11 protein-coding genes are annotated in these 15,075 nt (G+C 74.7%); 10 read left to right on the forward strand and 1 reads right to left on the reverse strand.

All coding sequences use genetic code 11. The features are described 5' to 3' along the window. Positions 1–60 precede the first annotated feature (60 nt). The 8 genes from BLT72_RS16770 to BLT72_RS16805 all read left to right on the forward strand — a co-directional run bounded on the left by BLT72_RS16770 (position 61) and on the right by BLT72_RS16805 (position 10,719). Positions 61–861, forward strand: a complete 801-nt coding sequence (locus tag BLT72_RS16770; RefSeq protein WP_091414238.1) for a purine-nucleoside phosphorylase — start codon at positions 61–63, stop codon at positions 859–861. Positions 862–871: 10 nt separating this feature from the next. Next, complete coding sequence (locus tag BLT72_RS16775) at positions 872–2,527, forward strand: phospho-sugar mutase (RefSeq protein ID WP_091414240.1); 1,656 nt, start codon at positions 872–874, stop codon at positions 2,525–2,527. A 47-nt stretch (positions 2,528–2,574) separates the two neighbouring features. After that, positions 2,575–2,895: a putative quinol monooxygenase gene (locus BLT72_RS16780; RefSeq protein WP_091414242.1), complete on the forward strand. Its 321-nt coding sequence runs from the start codon at positions 2,575–2,577 to the stop codon at positions 2,893–2,895. A gap of 31 nt (positions 2,896–2,926) precedes the next feature. After that, positions 2,927–4,276, forward strand: a complete 1,350-nt coding sequence (locus tag BLT72_RS16785) for an MFS transporter (RefSeq protein ID WP_091414243.1) — start codon at positions 2,927–2,929, stop codon at positions 4,274–4,276. Positions 4,277–4,370: 94 nt separating this feature from the next. After that, positions 4,371–5,735, forward strand: a complete 1,365-nt coding sequence (gene lat, locus BLT72_RS16790) for an L-lysine 6-transaminase (protein WP_091414245.1) — start codon at positions 4,371–4,373, stop codon at positions 5,733–5,735. Continuing rightward, positions 5,732–7,297, forward strand: a complete 1,566-nt coding sequence (locus BLT72_RS16795; RefSeq protein WP_091414247.1) for an aldehyde dehydrogenase family protein — start codon at positions 5,732–5,734, stop codon at positions 7,295–7,297. The genes lat and BLT72_RS16795 overlap by 4 nt, the downstream gene beginning before the upstream one ends. A gap of 4 nt (positions 7,298–7,301) precedes the next feature. Then, the gene (locus tag BLT72_RS16800; protein WP_091414249.1) at positions 7,302–9,470 is read left to right on the forward strand and encodes a thiamine pyrophosphate-dependent enzyme; all 2,169 of its coding nucleotides are present in this window, start codon (positions 7,302–7,304) and stop codon (positions 9,468–9,470) included. Positions 9,471–9,537: 67 nt separating this feature from the next. After that, a complete protein-coding gene (locus BLT72_RS16805) occupies positions 9,538–10,719 on the forward strand; it encodes an acyl-CoA dehydrogenase family protein (RefSeq protein WP_091414250.1) in 1,182 nt (393 codons plus the stop codon). Positions 10,720–10,794: 75 nt separating this feature from the next. On the opposite strand, the gene BLT72_RS16810 is transcribed toward BLT72_RS16805, so the two are convergent. Next, positions 10,795–12,276 (reverse strand): metallophosphoesterase family protein, encoded by a 1,482-nt coding sequence (locus BLT72_RS16810; RefSeq protein WP_091414252.1) that lies wholly within the window; start codon positions 12,274–12,276, stop codon positions 10,795–10,797. 163 nt (positions 12,277–12,439) lie between these two features. Here BLT72_RS16810 and BLT72_RS16815 point away from each other — a divergent pair, with 163 nt between their 5' ends. Together BLT72_RS16815 and BLT72_RS16820 are read left to right on the forward strand one after the other, a co-directional pair. Further along, positions 12,440–13,090 carry a uridine kinase family protein gene (locus BLT72_RS16815; protein ID WP_091414254.1) on the forward strand — a complete coding sequence of 217 codons (651 nt, stop codon included), beginning with the start codon at positions 12,440–12,442 and terminating at the stop codon, positions 13,088–13,090. A gap of 275 nt (positions 13,091–13,365) precedes the next feature. Then, complete coding sequence (locus tag BLT72_RS16820) at positions 13,366–15,009, forward strand: sensor histidine kinase (protein WP_172826098.1); 1,644 nt, start codon at positions 13,366–13,368, stop codon at positions 15,007–15,009. Positions 15,010–15,075: the final 66 nt, after the last annotated feature.

Genomic DNA, 15,075 nt, shown 5'->3' on the forward strand with positions numbered 1-15,075 from the left:
GTCCGACCACCCCACCGGTGGCCGGTCGGCCCGACGGGGCCCCACCCGTAGGCTGCCGCCATGCCGACTGACCCGTACGCCCTGGCCGAGGAGGCCGCCGCCGCGCTCCGCGACCGCTTCGCGCTGGAGAGCGTCGACCTCGCCTTCGTGCTGGGCTCGGGCTGGTCCGCCGCCGCCGACGACCTCGGCGAGGTCACCGGCAGCTGCCAGCTGGCCGAGCTGCCCGGCTTCGCCCAGCCGACGGTCGTCGGGCACGGTGGCGAGCTGCGCGTCGTCCGCACCGCCAACGGCAAGACCGCGGCGCTGTTCACCGGCCGCACCCACTACTACGAGGGCAGGGGCGTCGCCCAGGTCGTGCACGGCGTGCGCACCGCGGCCGCGGCCGGCGCGCGCACCCTCGTGCTCACCAACGGCTGCGGCGGGCTGAACCGCGACTGGGCGCCCGGCACGCCGGTGCTGATCCGCGACCACATCAACCTGACGGCGGCGACGCCGCTGGTCGGCGCCCGGTTCGTCGACATGACCGACGCCTACGCCCCCCGGCTGCGCGACCTGGCCCGCACCGTTGACGCCGGGCTGCCCGAGGGCGTCTACGTGCAGTTCCACGGCCCCAACTTCGAGACGCCGGCGGAGGTCGCGATGGCCGGCGTGCTGGGCGGGGACCTGGTCGGCATGTCGACGGCGCTGGAGACCATCGCCGCCCGCGAGGCCGGGTTGGAGGTGCTCGGCATCTCGCTGGTCACCAACCTCGCCGCGGGCATCTCCCCCACCCCGCTGCACCACGCCGAGGTGCTGGAGGCGGGCCGGGCGGCCGGCCCGGAGCTCCGCAGCCTGCTCGCCGGCCTCGCGGCCGTCCTCTGAGGTCGTGGACGTGAGCGACGCCGACCTCGAGGCCCTCACCCGGACCGTCCGTGCCTGGACCGCGCAGGACCCCGACCCGGGCACCCGGCGCGAGGCCGAGGAGCTGGTCGGCCGGGCGCGCCAGGGAGACCCGGAGGCCCGGGCCGCGCTCGAGGACGCCTTCGGCCGCCGCCTCGCGTTCGGCACCGCCGGCCTGCGCGGGGCGCTGGGGGCCGGCCCCAACCGGATGAACCGGGTGGTCGTCGGCCAGGCGGCGGCCGGGCTGGCCGCCTACCTGACCGCGCACGACGCGGCCGGGCAGCGGGTCGTCGTCGGCTACGACGCCCGGCACGGCTCCGCCGTCTTCGCCCGCGACACCGCGGAGGTCCTCGCCGCCGCCGGCTTCGAGACACTGCTGACCCACGCGCCCACGCCCACCCCGGTCGTCGCCTTCGGCATCCGGCACCTCGGCTGCGCGGCGGCCGTCGTGGTCACGGCGTCCCACAACCCGCCGCAGGACAACGGCTACAAGGTCTACCTGGGCGACGGCTCCCAGATCGTCCCGCCCGCCGACGCCGAGATCGCGGCGGAGATCGAGCGGGTCGCCGCCACCGACCTGGCCGACGTCCCGCGCAGCGACGCCTACCGCGTCGTCGGGGACGAGCTGCTGGACGCCTACCGGGCGCGCGTCGCCTCGCTGGTCCCGCCGGACGCGCCCCGGGAGCTGAGCTGGGTCTACACGCCCATGCACGGCGTCGGCGGGTCGCTCGTCGCGCAGGTGGTCGCCGACGCCGGCTTCCCCGCACCCCGCGTCGTCGCCGCCCAGGCCGAGCCCGACCCCGACTTCCCCACCGTCGGATTCCCCAACCCCGAGGAGCCGGGCGCGATCGACCTGGCCCTCGCCGAGGCCGGGGTCGCCGCAACCGACCTGGTGGTGGCCAACGACCCCGACGCCGATCGCTGCGCCGCCGCCACCGTCGTCGACGGCCGCTGGCGGATGCTGTCCGGCGACGAGCTGGGCGCCCTGCTCGGGGACGACGCCCTCCGTCGCGGGGTCCGCGGCACCTACGCCTGCTCCGTCGTCTCCAGCACGCTGCTCTCGCGGCTGGCGGCGGCGTCGGCGCAGCCCTTCGTCGCCACCCTGACCGGGTTCAAGTGGATCGGCCGGGTGCCGGGCCTCGCCTTCGGCTACGAGGAGGCGATCGGCTACTGCGTCGACCCGGAGGCCGTCCCCGACAAGGACGGCATCTCCGCCCTGGTCCGGGTGCTCGCGCTGGCGGCGGACCTGAAGGCGCAGGGCCTGACCCTCGTCGACCGGCTGGACGAGATCGCCCGCGTGCACGGCGTGCACCACACCAGCCAGCTCTCCGTCCGCGTCGCCGACCTCGGCCTCATCCGCGACGCCATGGCGCGGCTGCGCGCGGCCCCGCCGGCCACCCTGGCGGGCGAGCCGGTCGAGGTGGAGGACCTGGCGCCCGGCTCGGCCGGGCTGCCGCCCACCGACGCCGTCGTGCTCCGCGGCGACGCGACCCAGGTGGTCGTGCGGCCCTCGGGCACCGAGCCGAAGCTCAAGTGCTACCTCGAAGTGCGCGAGCCGCCGGGCACCGACGTCAGCACGGCCCGGCGTCGTGCGGAGGACCGGATGAGCCGGGTCCGGGCGGAGATGAGCACCGTCCTCGGCTTCTGAGCCGTCGACGCCACACCCGGACGACCGTCCCGAGCAGGAGGAGCCCCATGTACTTCATCGTCGTCAAGTTCGAGACCAGGCCGGAGTGGACCGACCGCTGGCTGGACCTGGTCGAGGACTTCACCACCGCCACCCGGCAGGAGCCGGGCAACCTGTGGTTCGAGTGGTCGCGCAGCGTCGAGGACCCGCGCACCTTCGTGCTCGTCGAGGCCTTCACCGACGACGGCGCCGGCCCGCACGTCAGCAGCCCGCACTTCGCGCAGGCCATGCAGGACCTGCAGCCGGCCCTGGCCAGCACGCCCAGGATTGTCAGCCGGCAGGTCGAGGGCAGCGGCTGGGACACGATGGGCGAGCTGCAGGTCGGGTGACGCCGCAGCGCGACCGGCCGAGGACGCCGGCGTGAGCACCACCGGCACCACCCCGACGCGGGCCCAGCGGCTCGACGTCCTCCCGTTCACCGGGGAGCACCGGCGCCTGCTGCTGGGCTCGGGGGCGGGCTGGGCGCTGGACGCCCTCGACGTCGGCCTGGTGTCGTTCATCATCGCCCAGCTCACCGTGCAGTGGCGGCTGTCGCCGGGTGAGGCGTCCTGGATCGCCTCGATCGGCTTCGCCGGGATGGCGATCGGGGCCGCGGTCGGCGGGCTGCTCGCCGACCGGTTCGGGCGCCGTCAGGTGTTCGCCCTCACGCTGCTGGTGTACGGGCTGCTCACCGGGGTGTCCGCGCTCTCCTGGTCGCTGGCGGCCCTGCTGGTGTCCCGCTTCCTCGTCGGCCTCGGGCTGGGCGCCGAGCTGCCGGTGGCGTCGACCCTGGTCAGCGAGTTCGCGCCCGCCCGCATCCGCGGGCGGGTGGTCGTGCTGCTGGAGTCCTTCTGGGCGGTCGGCTGGACGCTGGCGGCCCTGATCGGCTTCCTCGTCGTGCCGCGGGGCGACGACGGCTGGCGCTGGGCCCTCGCGCTGGGCGCCGTCCCCGCCCTCTACGCCGTGCTCGTCCGGCTCGGGCTGCCGGAGTCGGTCCGGTTCCTGGAGGCGAAGGGCCGCCACGACGAGGCCGAGGCGGTCGTCCGGCGGTTCGAGGACTCCGCCGGTGGCCGGCGGGTGGCCGCCGCACCCCCCGAGCCCGAGCCTGCCGGGGTCCGGCCCCCCGCGGGCGGCAGCCGCGTCGCCGCGCTCTGGTCGCGCCCGCTGCGCCGCCGGACCGCGGCGCTCTGGGCGGTCTGGTTCTGCGTCAACTTCTCCTACTACGGCGCCTTCATCTGGCTGCCCAGCCTGCTCTACGCGTCGGGCTTCTCCCTGGTGCGCTCGTTCGGCTACACGCTGCTGATCACGCTGGCCCAGCTGCCGGGGTACGCGGTGGCCGCCCTGCTCGTCGAGCGGTGGGGACGACGCCGGACCCTCGTCGCCGCCCTGGTCGGCTCGGCCGCCGCGGCCGCGCTCTTCGCCACCGCCGGCAGCACCGCGACCGTGCTGGCGGCCGGGATGCTGCTGTCCTTCTCCAACCTGGGCGCCTGGGGCGCCCTCTACGCCGTGACGCCGGAGCTCTACCCCACCTCGCTCCGGGGCACCGGGTCGGGCTGGGCCGCCGGCGTGGGGCGGATCGCCTCGGTGGTGGCGCCGCTCTGCGTGCCGCTGCTCAGCGGCGCCGGCGGCACCGGCCTGGTGTTCGTGGTGTTCGCCGCCGTGTTCGGGCTGGCCGCGGTGGCCGCGGCCGCGCTGCCCGAGCTCCGCGGGCAGGCCCTCGCCGACCTCTGAGGAGGCGGGTCGATGTCTCGCGCTTCTCCGGTCTGACGCTACGATCTGCGTCAGCGCTCGCCGAGCGCCGTAGATCTTGTCGTCAGGAGGGTCCATGGCCGAGCAGACGCACGTCTCCCCCGCCGAGGTGCACGAGGTGCTGGGTCGGCACGTGCTGACCGACGGCATGAAGCTGGTCGTCGACCTGCGGCGCAGCCGTGGGTCCTGCTTGGTCGACGCCCGCACGGGTCAGCGCTACCTCGACCTCTACACGTTCTTCGCCTCGGCGCCGCTGGGGATCAACCCGCCCGGGCTGGCCGACGACCCGACCTTCCTCGCCGAGCTGGGCGAGATCGCCGCCAACAAGCCGGCCAACCCCGACATGTACACGACGGCCTACGCCGAGTTCGTCGCCACCTTCGTCCGCGTCCTGGGCGACCCGGCCCTGCCCCACCTCTTCTTCGTCGAGGGAGGGGCGCTCGCGGTGGAGAACGCGCTCAAGGCCGCCTTCGACTGGAAGAGCCGGCACAACGAGGCGGCCGGCCGCGACCGCCGGCTGGGCACGAAGGTGCTGCACCTGACGCACGCCTTCCACGGCCGCTCGGGCTACACCCTGTCGTTGACCAACACCGACCCCGGCAAGACCGACCGGTTCCCGCAGTTCGACTGGCCGCGGATCGACGTGCCCGCCGTCCGCTTCCCCCTGGCCGACCACCTCGAGGAGGTCGAGGCCGCCGAGCGGCACGCCCTGGAGCAGGCGCGGCGGGCCTTCGCGGCGCACCCGCACGACATCGCGGCCTTCATCGCCGAGCCGATCCAGGGCGAGGGCGGCGACCACCACATCCGGGCCGAGTTCTTCGCCGCCCTGCGCGAGATCGTGCACGCCCACGACGCTCTGTTCATCTTCGACGAGGTGCAGACCGGCGTCGGCACCACGGGGTCGGCCTGGGCCTACCAGCAGCTCGGGGTCCAGCCGGACCTGGTCGCGTTCAGCAAGAAGGCCCAGGTGGGCGGGGTGATGGCCGGCGGCCGGATCGACGAGGTCCCCGACAACGTCTTCACCGTCTCCGGCCGGATCAACTCCACCTGGGGTGGTGGGCTGACCGACATGGTGCGCTCGCGCCGGCTGCTGGAGATCATCGAGGCCGAGGGTCTGATCGAGCAGGCGGGTCCCAAGGGCGAGCGCCTCCTGGCGGGCCTCCGGCGGCAGGCCGCGACGCACGGCCTGGTGGACAACGTCCGCGGCCGCGGGCTGTTCGCGGCCTGCGACCTGCCCGACGCGGCCACCCGGGCCGCCGTGCTGAGCGACCTGCACGACGTCGAGCACGTGATCGTCCTGCCGTGCGGCGCGCGGTCGCTCCGCTTCCGTCCGGCCCTGTCCATCACCGAGGATGAGATCGACGAGGCCGTCGCCGCCGTCGGCCGGTCCCTCGCCCGCACCGCCGCCTCGACCCGCCAGCTCCAGGAGTCCGCCCGATGACCACCCGCACCGCCCCCGCCACCCCCGTCACGTCGGTCGTCGCCGGCGCGGCGGTGCCCGGCGGCCGCACCGTCGCCAGCACCAACCCGGCCCACCTCGACCAGGTGGTCGGCGAGGTCGTGCTGGCCGAGGCGGACGCCTTCGTGGCGGGCGCCGAGGCCGCCCGCAAGGCCCAGGAGGGGTGGGCGGCGGTGCCCGCGCCCGTCCGCGGCCGGGCCATCGCGCACATCGGCCGGCTGGTCGAGGAGAACGCCGAGGCGCTCGCCCGGCTGGTCACCGACGAGATCGGGAAGCCCTTCGCGGAGGCGCTGGGCGAGGTCCGCGAGATCGTCGACACGTGCGACTTCTTCCTGGGCGAGGGCCGCCGGCTCTACGGCCAGACGGTGCCCAGCGAGATGCCCGACAAGCAGCTGTTCACCTTCCGCAAGCCCGTCGGCACGGTCGCCATCATCACCGCCGGCAACTTCCCCGTCGCGGTGCCGTCGTGGTACGTCGTGCCCGCGCTGCTGGCGGGGAACACCGTCGTCTGGAAGCCGGCCGAGTACTCCGCCGTGGTCAGCGCGGCGTTCCACGAGCTGTTCGTGCGCGGCGGCGGGCTGCCCGACGGCGTCTTCAACGTCGTGCACGCCGACGGCGCCGCGACCTACGACGGGCTGACGCGGGCCCTCGAGGCGGGACTGGTCGACAAGGTCGGCTTCACCGGCTCCAGCCCGGTCGGGCGCGAGATCGGCGCCCTGACCGGCCGGCACCTGCAGACCGCCTGCCTGGAGCTGGGCGGCAAGAACCCCCTGGTCGTCACGCCCAGCGCCGACCTCGAGCTCGCCGTCGAGGGGGCGCTGTTCTCGGGCTTCGGCACGGCCGGTCAGCGGTGCACGTCACTCGGCACGGTGATCGTGCACGCGTCGGTGCACGAGGAGTTCCTGCGCCGGTTCAACGCGGCCGTCGCGGCGGCCCCGGTGGGCGACCCGCGCGGTGAGGTGCTGATGGGGCCGATGCTGGACGCCAAGTTCGCGGAGCGCTACGAGGAGTACCTGACCTGGCTGCAGCCCCACCACCGCGTGCAGGGCGCCGCCGGGCGGATCACGGCGGACAACCCCCGGGTCGGCTTCGTCGGCGACCCGGCGGCAGGCCTGTTCTACCACCCCGTGGTCGTCGACGGAGTGCTCGCGGGCGATCGTCTCTTCGCCGAGGAGACGTTCGGCCCGATCGTCGGGATCACCACCTACACGACGCTGGCCGAGGCCGTCGACCTGGCCAACGCGCCGGGGTACGGGCTGTCGTCGGCGATCTACACCTCCGACGCCCAGGAGGCCTTCACCTTCCGGGACCGCATCGGGGCCGGGATGGTCAGCATCAACAACTCGACCTCCGGCGCCGAGGCGCACCTGCCCTTCGGCGGCAACGGGAAGTCGGGCAACGGCTCCCGGCAGTCCGGCATCTGGGTGCTCGACCAGTTCACCCGCTGGCAGTCGGTCAACTGGGACTACTCCGGCCGGCTGCAGAAGGCCCAGATGGACGTCGTCGAGCTGGTCCCCGACACCACCTTCCGGCTGCCCGGCTAGCCCCGTGCACCCGCTCGACGCCTACCTGCGCGCCGCCCTGGCCGACGTGTCAGCGCCCGTGGTCGCCCCGGCGACCACCGACGCTGACACGTCGGCGGAGTGGTGGGAGGGCGTCTTCGACGCGCAGGCCACCAGCCGGCACCTCGACCTCGTGGCCCGGGAGCTGCAGGCCGAGGGCGAGGGCTTCTACACGATCGGCTCGGCGGGGCACGAGGCGAACGCCCTCGTCGCGGCCGCCCTGCGGCCGACCGACCCGGCCCTGCTGCACTACCGCTCGGGCGGCTTCTACGCCGCCCGGGCCGCGCAGGTCCCGGGCAGCACGCCCGTGCGGGACGTGCTGCAGGGCGTGATGGGCCTGGCCGACGAGCCGATCGCCGGCGGCCGGCACAAGGTCTTCGGCCACCCCGACCTGGCCGTCATCCCGCAGACCTCGACGATCGCCTCGCACCTCCCCCGCGCCGTCGGGCTGGCCCTCGCGCTGCACCGGGCGCACCGCCTGGGCGTCGACTGCCCCTGGCCGCGGGACGCCGTCGTCGTCGCGTCCTTCGGTGACGCGTCCGCGAACCACTCCACCCTCACCGGGGCGGTCGGCACCGCGCTGAACGCCGCCCACCGCGGGCTGGACGTCCCGCTGCTGCTGGTCTGCGAGGACAACGGGTACGGCATCTCGGTGCCCACGCCGGCGGGCTGGGTCGAGCACGCCTACGGCTCCCGCCCCGGCCTGGACTACCGGGCGGTCGACGGCTCCGACCCGGCCACCGCCTGGCCGCGGATCGCGGAGGCGGCCGCCCGGGTCCGCCGCCGCCGCCGACCGCTGTTCCTGCACCTGCGGACCGTCCGCTACCTCGGCCACGCGGGCAGTGACGCCGAGGTCAGCTACCGGACGCCACGGGCCATCGAGGCCGACTACGCCCGCGACCCCCTGCTGGGGACGGCCCGGGTGCTCGCCGGCCTCGGCCGGACCCCGGCGGAGCTGCTGGGCCGCTACTCCGCCGCCCGCGCGGCGGTCGACGCCGAGGCCACCCGGCTGCGCGGGGGCCGCCGGCTCGGCTCGGCGCCGGAGGTGATGGCCCCGCTCGCCCCGCGGCGGCCCGAGCGGGTGGCCGTGGCGGCCCGCGCGTACCGCCCCTCGCCGGGTGCGGCCGGCCGGACCCTGGCGGAGTCCGTCAACGCCGCGCTGGCGGCGATCCTGGAGGCCGACCGTCGGGTGCTGGTGTTCGGCGAGGACGTCGGGGTCAAGGGCGGCGTCTACGGCGTGACCGGTGGCCTGGCCCGGCGCTTCGGCGCCGCCCGGGTGTTCGACAGCGTCCTCGACGAGCAGTCGATCCTCGGGATGGGGCTGGGTGCGGCGCTGGCCGGGCTGGTGCCCGTCCCCGAGATCCAGTACCTCGCCTACCTGCACAACGCCGAGGACCAGCTGCGCGGCGAGGCGGCGACGCTCCGCTTCTTCTCCTCCGGCCGCTTCCCCAACCCGCTGGTGGTCCGCGTCGCCGGGCTGGCCTACCAGCGCGGCTTCGGCGGCCACTTCCACAACGACAACGCCCTCGGCGTGCTCCGCGACATCCCCGGCCTGGTGCTCGCCTGCCCCAGCCGGGGCGACGACGCCGCGGCGATGCTGCGCACCTGCGTCGCCGCCGCGGCCACGGACGGCACGGTGGCGGTGTTCCTCGAGCCCATCGCGCTGTACCACCGCCGCGACCTGCACGCCCCGGGCGACGGCGGCTGGCTGAGCGCCGACGACGCCGGCCACGTCCCGGTCGGCGCCGCCCGGCTGCACCCCGCCGGGGCGGCGGCGACGGCGGACCTGACGCTGGTCAGCTTCGGCAACGGCGTCCCGATGAGCCTGCGGGTGGCCCGCCGGCTCGCCGGTCACGGCGTCCGGGCCGACGTGCTGGACCTGCGCTGGCTGGCCCCGCTGCCCGTCGAGGACCTGCTGGCCGCCGCCCGGACCACCGGGCGGGTGCTCGTGGTCGACGAGACCCGGCACACCGGCGGCGTCGGCGAAGGGGTGGTGACCGCCCTCGTCGAGCACGGCTTCGGCGGGGCGGTCGCCCGGGTGTCGAGCGCGGACAGCTTCGTCCCGCTGGGGCCGGCGGCCGCGCACGTGCTGCTGGACGAGGACGAGATCGAGAAGGCGGCGCTCACCCTCGCCGGCGGCGGGGCGGGCCCATGAGGACCACCCGCCCGAGGACCGCAGCCATGACGCCCACCCGCCCGACGACCACCACCGGAGGACCGAGATGACCCGCACCACCCCCCTGGAGCTGCTGGCGGTGGACCACCTGCTCAGCGACGACGAGCGGGACGTCCAGGAGGCGGTCCGCGACTTCGTCCGCACCCGGGTGAGGCCGCACGTCGCGGGCTGGTTCGAGCGGGGCGAGATCGACCGCGGCCTGCTCACCGACGCGGGCTCGCTGGGGCTGCTGGGCATGCACCTGGAGGGCTACGGCTGCGCGGGCACGAACGCCGTCTCCTACGGGTTGGCGTGCCTCGAGCTGGAGGCGGGCGACTCCGGGGTGCGGAGCATGGTCTCGGTCCAGGGCTCGCTGGCCATGTTCGCCCTGCACGCCTTCGGCAGCGAGGAGCAGAAGCAGACCTGGCTGCCGGGCATGGCCCGCGGGGAGCTGGTCGGCTGCTTCGGGCTGACCGAGCCCGACTTCGGGTCCAACCCGGCCGGCATGCGGACGCGCGCCAAGCGCGACGGCGACGGCTGGGTGCTCGACGGGACCAAGATGTGGATCACCAACGGCTCGATCGCCGACGTCGCCGTGGTGTGGGCCGCGACGGACGAGGCGGAGGGCGCCCGGGGCATCCGCGGGTTCGTCGTCCCCACCAGCACGCCGGGCTTCTCCGCGCCGACGATCGGCCACAAGCTGTCGCTGCGGGCGTCGGTGACCTCGGAGCTGGTGCTCGAGGACGTGCGGCTGCCCGGCGACGCGGTGCTGCCGGGGGTCGCAGGGCTGCGCGGACCGCTGTCCTGCCTCAACGAGGCCCGGTTCGGCATCATCTTCGGCGCGCTGGGCGCGGCCCGGGACTGCCTGGAGACCGCGCTCGACTACGCGGCCACCCGGGAGATCTTCGACCGGCCGCTGGCGTCGTTCCAGCTGACCCAGGCCAAGCTGGCGGACATGGCGCTGGAGCTGCAGAAGGGGTTCCTGCTCGCGCTGCACCTCGGCCGGCTCAAGGACGACCACCGCCTGGAGCCCCGTCAGATCAGCCTCGGCAAGCTGAACAACGTCCGGGAGGCCCTGCAGATCGCGCGCGAGTGCCGCACGATCCTCGGCGCCAACGGCATCACGCTGGACTACCCGGTGATGCGGCACGCCACCAACCTGGAGTCGGTGCTGACCTACGAGGGCACCTCCGAGGTGCACCAGCTGGTCATCGGGCAGGCCCTCACCGGGGAGAGCGCCTTCAGCTGACGGGTGGTCCAGGCCGGCGTGGGACCTGGCGAGGTGAGGACGCCTCGCCACGTCGCACGACCAGCTCCGGCGGCCCTACCGGACGAAGGTGAGCCCCTTGATCGTCTGCGTGTACTCCGCCCAGCTCTTCTTGTCCTTGGGCGCGTAGACGTTCGTCTTGAGGGTCCGCGCCTTGGTGTCGATGGTGACGAGCCGGGTGGGGTTGGTGTCCCGGTCGTGCATGGTGGTGAGGAACGAGTAGACCTTGTTGCCCTTCAGCCCGGTGTCGACGCGGGCCTTGCGGGCCTTGCCGACGTGGCCGGAGAAGACCAGCTTGATGTTCGGGTACTGCCGGACCAGGTTCTTCCAGACGTAGTCGGGGCTGGTGTCGCCGTAGCCCGAGTTCGTGGTGCCGATCTTCCCGGCCTTGGTCAGGTAGTAGTGCGTGGAGATGATCACGTTGTAGGTCGGGTGGCTCGCGACGACCTTCTTCGCCCAGGCGACCACGGCGGCCCGCGGGCAGAACTCCAGCGTCAGCACCATCCACTTCAGCCCACCGGCGCTGTAGAGGGTGTAGACGTTGTCGACCTTGCCGGCCTCGAAGGCGCCGCCCACGCCGCGGAAGTCGGCCGCGTCGAAGTAGGAGTTCAACGTGTCGGTGTCCCGCAGCAAGGTGTGGCTGCGGGTGGCGTCACGGGCGCTGCCGCCCACGCCGGTGGCCATCGTGTCGTGGTTCCCGACGGCGAACGTGTAGGGCAGCTTCGCCTTCTCCAGGGGGGCGAGGCCGCGCTTGGCGCGGGCCCACTGGGCGTGGTCGGGGGTGTCCCAGTTGACCAGGTCACCGGTCTGCAGCACGAAGCTCATCTGCTTCTGCTGCAGCACCCAGCTGGAGCGGTTCGTCATCCGGGTGTCGCCGGCGCCGACCACCTCCTGCTGCGTGTCGGGCACCGCGGCGAAGGAGAAGGTCGTGCCCTTGGTGGTGGCGATCGGCTTGGTGACCAGGCCCGGCTGACCGCTGACCGGGGTGGTCGCGGTGGTGGCGGGGCGGGCGTAGAAGGCGACGCGCTCCCTCCGCCAGCCGGCCGCGGTCAGGGCCTTCGTCGACGCGGGCGCCGTCACCATCTGGTGCCGCCCGCCCTTCGTCCAGCGCTCGACCGGGGTGAGGCAGGACGCCGCGCTCGTCGCGACGTGGAACCGGACCCCCTGGTCGGCGTAGCCGTCGGACACCGCCTGCCGCACCTCGCTCGCGTCGGTGCTGTACAGGAAGTCGCCCGTGCGGGCGGCGTAGAGGCGGTGCAGCCCGGCCAGGCCCGACCGGGCCGTCGCTGAGGCACGGAAAGCGGTGCCGCGGTCGCCGGTGAAGCCGTAGGCGCTGACCGCGCGGTCGGCCTCGGTGGACGACGTCGTCAACAGGCCGGTCCCGGTGGCCGGTTTGACGCGGTGCTGCACCGGGGTGCTGAGGTCGCTGCACACGGCCACGGCCGCCGCGGCCGGGCTGGCGCCGGGCACCGCGACCAGGCCGGCCACCGCACCGACGGCGACGAGCAGCGGGAGTAGAGCTCGGGGGGGACGGGACATCGCGCGCTCCTAGAACACTCACCCCGAGCTGTGGCCACCCTAGTCGTCCGCTGCGGCGACGCGCCGTTCGTCACCGAGAATTAACGCGGCCGCGGACGGGGGTCCACCGGGCGCCCGTGGAACGGGCGGCACGCCCCGCGAGACCCGACCGTAGGATCGGGGGATGGCCGCCGACCACCCGACCACCCCGGCCGGCGGCGCCCCGGAGGCTCGCGGACGCGGGTCCCGCACCGTCATCCTGCTGGCCGGGGCGTCGGGCAGCGGGAAGTCGCGGCTGGCCGCCGCCACCGGCTGTCCCCGGCTCAACCTCGACGACTTCTACCACGACGGCGACCACCCGGACCTGCCGCACACCCTGGGCATCGTCGACTGGGACGACCCCCGTTCCTGGGACGGCGAGGCCGCGGTGGCCGTGGTGGTGGCGCTGTGCCGGACCGGCGTGGCCGACGTCCCCGTCTACGACATCGGGCACAACCGGCGCAGCGGGCACCGCCTCGTCGACCTGCAGGACGCGCCCGTGCTGGTGGCCGAGGGCGTCTTCGCACCGGAGGTCGTCGGCCCGCTCCGAGCCAGCGGCGTCGCCATGGACGCGGTCTACCTCGACCGCTCGCGCACGGCGACCCTGCTCCGCCGCTTCCTGCGCGACGTGGCCGAGCGGCGCAAGCCGCTGCCCGTGCTCGTCCGCCGCGGTCTGGCGCTGTGGCGGGCCGAGCCGGGAATCCGGGCACGCGCCCTCGCGCTGGGCTGCCGCCCCGTCTCGATGGCGGAGGCGACGCGGGCGGTCAAGGCGGCGCGCAGCGATCCCGCCGGGTGACGTCCCGCTGCCGCCACCGCCGGTCGAGGAGCGCGCCCGGGCGGCCGGCACCTGCCCCGGCTCCCGCACGTCCGTCCGTCCTCCTGACCGCCCGGAGAAGTGGGTGCACGATCAGGTCGCGCCCACGCTTCCGCGCGGACCGAGGCACTCCGCTGGTTTGTCGTCAGCCCTGCCCGGGGAACCGTAAGGTGGGGGCACGCGCACCATGCGCGGGCGTTGATGCGGGGATCAGCAGCCAGAGCTCGGTCGAGGACCTGGGTAGCTGAGGAGTGGACGTGCTGGACGCCGCCGCGGGGACGCACGACTCCTCCGCGGCGCGCCTGCAGAAGCTCGTGGAGGCCAACCACGCCATCGTCGCGGAGCTGACCCTGGACGACCTGCTCCGGCGGGTCGTGAGGTCGGCCCGGGAGGTCGCCGGCGCCCAGTACGCCGCTCTCGGGGTGTTCAGCGTCGAGGGCCTGCTCGAGCAGTTCATCCACTGCGGCATGGACGACCAGACGGTGGCCGCCATCGGCGAGCTGCCGAAGGGGCGCGGTCTGATCGGCGCCCTGCTCGACCACCCGGAGCCGATCCGGCTGCCCGCGGTGGCCGACGACCACCGCTCCGCCGGGGTGCCGGAGGGCCACCCGCCGATGGGCGCCTTCCTCGGCGTCCCGATCCGCTCCGCGAGCACGGCCTACGGCAACCTGTACCTCGCCAACGGGGTGGGCCGGCCGGAGTTCAGCCCCGAGGACCAGAACCTGGTCACGGCCCTGGCCGCCACCGCCAGCATCGCCATCGAGAACGCCCGGCTGCACGGGCAGTCGCAGCGCCGGCAGGACTGGTTGCGCGCCAGCGCGCAGGTCAGCCACCGGCTGCTCGCCTCCGCGGACGAGGGGCCGGTGCTCGCCGAGATCGCCGGCTCCGTCCGCCGGCTCACCGAGGCGGACGCGGTGGCCATCCTGCTGCCCGCGCCCGACGACCCGGGCCAGCTGGTCATGGAGGTCGTGGACGGCCTCGGGGCCGAAGGCCTGAAGGGCCTGCGGGTGGACCTCCAGGGCAGCCAGGTGCAGCAGGTGCTCGTCGAGGAGCGGGGCCGGGTGCTGGCCGGGTTCCAGCAGCGGATCGACGCGATCGCCGAGCTCCGGTCGCTGCCGCCCCTCCGGCACGTGGTGGCCCTGCCGCTGCAGGGGGCGGGCCGACGACGCGGCGCGATCATCGCCGTCCGGATGGGCGACGTGCCCTTCAGCCCGACCGACCTGGAGCTGGCCGAGGGCTTCGTCAGCCAGGCCGGGCTGGCCCTGGAGCTCGCCGACGCCCGCAGCGACCACCACAAGCTGGCCATGCTCGAGGACCGGGCCCGGATCGCGCGCGAGCTGCACGACCACGTCGTGCAGAAGCTGTTCGCGGCCGGGCTGACCCTGCAGGGCACCGCGACCATGGTCGGTGACCCCGACCTGCGTCGCCGGCTCACCGGCGCCATCGACAACCTGGACGACACCATCCGGACCATCCGGACCTCGATCTTCGAGCTGCAGGAGCCGAACCTGCCCGGGGCGTCGGTCCGGGGGCGGGTGATGCAGGTCCTCGGTGAGATGACGCCGGTGCTGGGCTTCGCGCCCCTCCTCTCCTTCGAGGGGCCCCTGGACACCGTCGTCGACGAGCAGCTGGGCAGCGAGGTGGAGGCCGTGCTGCGCGAGTCGCTGACCAACGCGGCCAAGCACGCGGGGGCGACCGCCGTCACGGTCGACCTCGTGACGACGGGTCGCACCCTCACGATGACGGTGTCCGACGACGGCGTGGGCCTGCGCCCCTCCGCCCGCCGGAGCGGGCTGTCCAACCTGCGGTTCCGGGCCGAGCGCCGGGGCGGCCGGCTGGAGCTGGACCGTGGGCCCGCCGGCGGCCTGCTGCTGCGGTGGAGCATCCCGCTGCCCGGGTGAGCACCGGATCCCCCGGTCGGCCGCGGTGCGGTGGCCACGCGGACGGAGGGCCGACGGCTATCCTGA

Origin of the sequence: Friedmanniella luteola (assembly GCF_900105065.1) — a bacterium.
Classification (GTDB): domain Bacteria; phylum Actinomycetota; class Actinomycetes; order Propionibacteriales; family Propionibacteriaceae; genus Microlunatus; species Microlunatus luteolus.